The following is a 2,400-nucleotide window of genomic DNA, read 5'->3' as shown; positions in this document are numbered from 1 at the left end:
TCTGCCTCAGTCCGGTGAATTAGGCGGGCTGACAGCCTCGCTTGGTAAGATGAGGCGGTCCCAACGCCGACACCTGGAGCCCACCCCCATGGCAGATGACCTGCTATCGCAACTCAAGCAAATGACCACCGTGGTGGCCGATACAGGCGACCTGGAGGCGATTCGTCGCTTTCAGCCTACCGATGCCACCACCAACCCCTCCCTGATCCTGCAGGCGACCCAGCAGGAGGAACGTCGAGTGCGTCTCGCCGAAGTCGCTCGTCAGGCCACCGATATCGACGATGCCCTGGATGCCGTGGCGGTGGAGATTGGCAGCGAGATCAGCGGCCTGGTTCCCGGGCATGTCTCCACCGAGGTCAGCGCTCGGTTGTCCTTCGATGTCGAGGGCACCCTGGCGCGAGCTCATTCATTGATCGAACGCTATGGCCGTCACGGCGTCGGCCCCGAGCGCATCCTGATCAAGGTGGCCTCCACCTGGGAAGGCATCCGCGCGGCTAGCCGACTCGAGCGGGAAGGCATTCATACCAACCTCACCCTGCTGTTCAGCTTCACCCAGGCCCAGGCCTGTGCCGATGCCGGCGTCACCCTGGTCTCCCCTTTCGTGGGTCGTATCCTCGATTGGCACAAGGCACACGACCCCGAGGCCGACTTCAGCGGTGACCAGGACCCTGGCGTGCAATCGGTCAGGCGGATCTATGAATACTACAAGGGCCATGGTTTCGAGACCGTAGTGATGGGCGCCAGCTTCCGCAATTCGGGGGAGATCAAGGCGCTCGCCGGCTGTGACCGCTTGACCATCTCCCCCGCTCTGCTGGGGGAACTGGCCGATACACGCGGCTCGCTCGAGCGGCGTCTCGTTCCGCGGGATGCCGAGACCCAGCCACGGGAACCGCTGGATGAGGCGAACTTCCGCTGGGCGATGAACGAGGATCCCATGGCCACCGAAAAGCTCGCGGAAGGCATTCGCAAGTTCATGGATGACCAGCGCAAGCTGGAGGCTCTGCTGGGGGAATTGCGCAAGAGATAATGCGCACCGGGACCCGCATGGGTGGGAATCAAGGGTGGTGGGGGGAGGCCTCCTGGGCCTCGAGCATCTCCACGAGGGGCTGGAATTCCTCGCGGTTATGTTCGTTCATGTGCATCAGGATGCGGTGTGCCTCGAGGATACGCTTCCGCATGCCCTCCTCATCGGCGGGCACCACGGTCAGGTCCCGCAGTTTCGCAGGCTCGGTGATGGGGGCATCCATCAGGGTGAAATATCGAGCAAATCCCATGACATCGAGCATGCGGCGGACATCGGGATTGTCGGCAATGATCGTGGGGGGCTGCTCGAGCTTGCCCTGAACGGCCATGGCCACCTTGGCCAGGAAGCCCAGGGCGGTAGAATCCACATTGCTCGCCTCACGGAGGTCGATCAGCACCGCCTGAAGACCAGGCGTCTCGGCGAGTTGCCTGGCCTGGTTGTCCAGGGTGGCACACAAGGTCAACCTGACGTCCCCGGACAGCTTCAGCAGGAAGACACCGGAATCGAACGCCGCCTTGATACGGCCCTCATGAATCATCATTGGCAAATCCGCTCAACAACATGATTGTCACATCATCGGGTAGCTTCTCGGGTCCCGGGCCATCCTCGACGATGGCCTCGTCATCCTCGGGTATATTCTGCAGGTGCAAGCTGCTGCGCAGATCAAGCAGTGTCCTGCTGGTCAATACCCGTTGCTCGAGATCCTTGAGCCGCATGTCGAGCGTTTCACCCGGCAGGCATTCCAGTATTCCATCCGAACACAGCCACAGGCTGAAATTCTCCGGTAACTCGCATCCCAGGACGGGATAGGTCACATCGGGAAAGAGCCCCACCGGCATGCCCTCCCCGGCCAGGGGGTGGACCCTGTTATCGGCCACCATCAACGGCATGGGCAGCTGTGCCCCCAGCGAATAGTGCAGATAGCGACGCTCATGGTCAATCACCCCGACGAAGAGCGTCGCATGCTTGCCGATCCCGGCATCGATGAGCTCACGGTTCAGTTCCGCCAGCCAGTGTGAGGGCAGGGCTTCCGGGTGGCTGCCATCCCACTCTCCCTGCCAGCGGTTGGAAAGGGTCTTCAACAACACGGTAACGAAGGCCGATGAGGCACCGTGACCCGAGACATCGGCGAAGTAGAAAAGGCTGAAACGCTCGTTGTAGGACTGAAAGTCGAGAAAATCGCCGGACAGGTAGAGCGAAGGCGCCAGCCAATAGTCACAGCTGATCCCCCCCACCTTCTGCGGCCGGGGCGGCAACAGCTTGCGCTGGATCTGCCCGCCGGCCTGCTGGTCCATACGCAACATGGCCAGGTGAGTTTCCAGGCTCTCGTTGAGCTCTTCCAGGTGCACGTTGAGCTGGGCCAGCCGCTCGCGGTC

General features: G+C 62.0%; 3 protein-coding genes. 1 reads left to right on the top strand and 2 read right to left on the bottom strand.

From position 1 onward, the window contains the following. The first annotated feature begins 88 nt into the window (after nt 1–88). Nucleotides 89–1,027 carry a transaldolase gene (gene tal / locus ACESMD_RS12630; RefSeq protein WP_372613693.1) on the top strand — a complete coding sequence of 313 codons (939 nt, stop codon included), beginning with the start codon at nt 89–91 and terminating at the stop codon, nt 1,025–1,027. A gap of 28 nt (nt 1,028–1,055) precedes the next feature. Here tal and ACESMD_RS12625 read toward each other — a convergent pair whose 3' ends face one another. Further along, on the bottom strand, nt 1,056–1,565 hold the full coding sequence (locus ACESMD_RS12625) for an STAS domain-containing protein (protein ID WP_372613691.1): 510 nt from the start codon (nt 1,563–1,565) through the stop codon (nt 1,056–1,058). After that, a partial coding sequence (locus ACESMD_RS12620) for a PP2C family protein-serine/threonine phosphatase (RefSeq protein WP_372613689.1) occupies nt 1,552–2,400 on the bottom strand: 849 nt, incomplete at its 5' end. The genes ACESMD_RS12620 and ACESMD_RS12625, both read right to left, overlap by 14 nt.

It is taken from the genome of Halomonas sp., from assembly GCF_041689495.1.
In the GTDB taxonomy this organism is placed as follows: Bacteria; Pseudomonadota; Gammaproteobacteria; order Pseudomonadales; family Halomonadaceae; genus Halomonas.
This window is presented reverse-complemented; position numbering and strand designations above follow the sequence as displayed.